Source organism: Paenibacillus sp. D9, assembly GCF_001188365.1.
Lineage (GTDB): Bacteria > Bacillota > Bacilli > Paenibacillales > Paenibacillaceae > Paenibacillus_O > Paenibacillus_O humicus.
This window is the reverse complement of the sequence record NZ_JZEJ01000004.1, coordinates 1-1,855: the sequence shown is the minus strand read 5'-3', so window position 1 is coordinate 1,855 and position 1,855 is coordinate 1. Positions and strand designations below refer to the sequence as shown.

Here is a 1,855-nt window from a genome sequence, read left to right as displayed (position 1 = left end):
GTATCGGCTCCCCGCTCGCGGAGAAGCCCGGTCAGGAAGTCGAGCCACTCCAGCTGCCTGCCCTTCATCAGGGACGGCTCGAGCTCCCCGGCCAGCGCATAGAAATGATCCACCCATGGCTCCGCCATTCGGGTGAAGCTCATCTCCTGATAATAACGGCTGAAAGCATCCGCTAGCCGCAACGCGCGCTCCGCCTGCTCGAGGACGAACAGGATCGAAGCCATCCAATGAAGCTTCTGCAGCGGCTTCGGCCAGTCCCGGGCCGAGCCTTTGAGCGCCGACAGCACCGGCTGCAGCGGATGGAGAGTATGCTTGCAGCCGTGCCAGGTCTCTCCGTACGATCTGTCCATCCATTCCAGCCACTCCTCCGGACTGGCTTCCTCCCCGGGAGAAGAGGTCTGGCCGGACGGACGGCCGGAGCTCGAAGGCTCCGCATTCGAGCCGATGCGGCTGATCGTCACCGGTCCGCCGCCGGTAAGCCGCTCGAGCGCCCGCTCCGCATCGCCGCCGTTCTCCTGCAGGCCTTTGAAGAATACGGCCGCCATATGCTTGCACCATCCGCTGACCGGACAATCGCAGCTGCAATCGTCATGCCTGGTTCCCAGCATCACCATGTAATCATGGCTGCCGCTGACGACGGCAGCCAGCTTGGAGCCGACCATTCGAACCGCGGCGACCTTGCCCCTGCTGGAATAGTCCCAGCCTCGACGGATGGCATCCGGCCGCATATATTTGGAGATCATTGCCTCCATGTCCATGAAGAAGGGATTCACCCTGCTGTCCGTGCCCATTCCCTTCCCCCTCCGCTTCTGTTCGGCATTCTTATCATTATACCAAAAAAAGAACAAAAAAAGAGCAAGGACGGCTTATGCACATGCCGCAATGCTCTTCTTTTTCTTTTTGGAGCTTCAGCTCAGCCGGCGTTTTTGCGCAAGAAGCACAGAAGCGCCCAGCGCCTTTCCTGGCGCTTTTTGTAGCGCGGCAGCATCCGGTACAGGCGAAGCCCTTCCTCGCAGGCCTCCTTCGCCTGCTCCGAACGGCCGAGCTCGCTCTGCAGCCGGCCCATCCTGTAGTAGCCTTCGCAGGAAGAGGACTGGATGCGGCTGAACGCCTCCAGCTCCCGCAGCGCCTTCTCCTTGTCCGAAGCCGCAAAGTATGCCGCCAGACGCAGATGCGGCTGCCCGTACTTCACTCTCGGGTTCAGCTCCAGCGCCTTGCGGATGCAGGCTTCACCCTCTTGCGGCTGCCCCGTATGCAGCAGGCTCGTGCCGTAATCGTCCCAGAACTCGGCCGACTCCTCCATGACGAGCGTTTCCTTGAGCGGCTCCAGCGTCCTGCGCGCTTCTCCGTACTTGCGGCGGTCCAGGAGCAGCTTGGCCAGCTCCAGGCGGGAGCCGCTGTTGCTCGGATTGGCGTCGATCTCCCTGCGGAGCGCGGCTCTCCGGCTGCGGGCGCGGATCGGCTTCAGCAGGCTCGGCGTCAGGCCGATGAATCGGCGATCCAAAATATACAGGACGGCAAGCAAGACGATCAGGGCAAGGAAGGGATTGCCGAGAAGAGTCCATAACAAGCCGAACAGCAGGAAAATTTTCATGGATAAGGCAGCCCCGTTTCTTCCTAAGAATGCAAGTTGTCCATCAGCCCACATCATAGCATATGCCGGCGGTTTGGAAAATCGGAGGAAGGCGAAAAAGCGCGGCCCGTCTCCTTCTTCCGGAATGTATTCCGGCTGATGCGCCCATTTCCGCAATCAGCCGCACCCTGCAGGGCGGTTGTTCATAAGATAAGTTGACTGTATCCCTTAACCTTGTTGTATCCCACAAAAACCCGAGCAAGGAGGGGTGGCATTTTGAAG

At 60.2% G+C, this 1,855-nt stretch carries 2 protein-coding genes; both read right to left on the bottom strand.

All coding sequences use genetic code 11. The features are described from left to right. A partial coding sequence (locus VE23_RS25355; RefSeq protein WP_198156244.1) for an SWIM zinc finger family protein occupies positions 1-791 on the bottom strand: 791 nt, incomplete at its 3' end. Positions 792-913: 122 nt separating this feature from the next. Beyond that, positions 914-1,594 carry a hypothetical protein gene (locus VE23_RS25350; protein WP_048744504.1) on the bottom strand — a complete coding sequence of 227 codons (681 nt, stop codon included), beginning with the start codon at positions 1,592-1,594 and terminating at the stop codon, positions 914-916. Positions 1,595-1,855 lie beyond the last annotated feature (261 nt).

What these genes read in the sequence shown, in the direction of transcription:
- VE23_RS25350 (WP_048744504.1), bottom strand. Translation starts at nt 1,594, where the DNA reads ATGAAAATTTTCCTGCTGTTCGGCTTGTTATGGACTCTTCTCGGCAAT.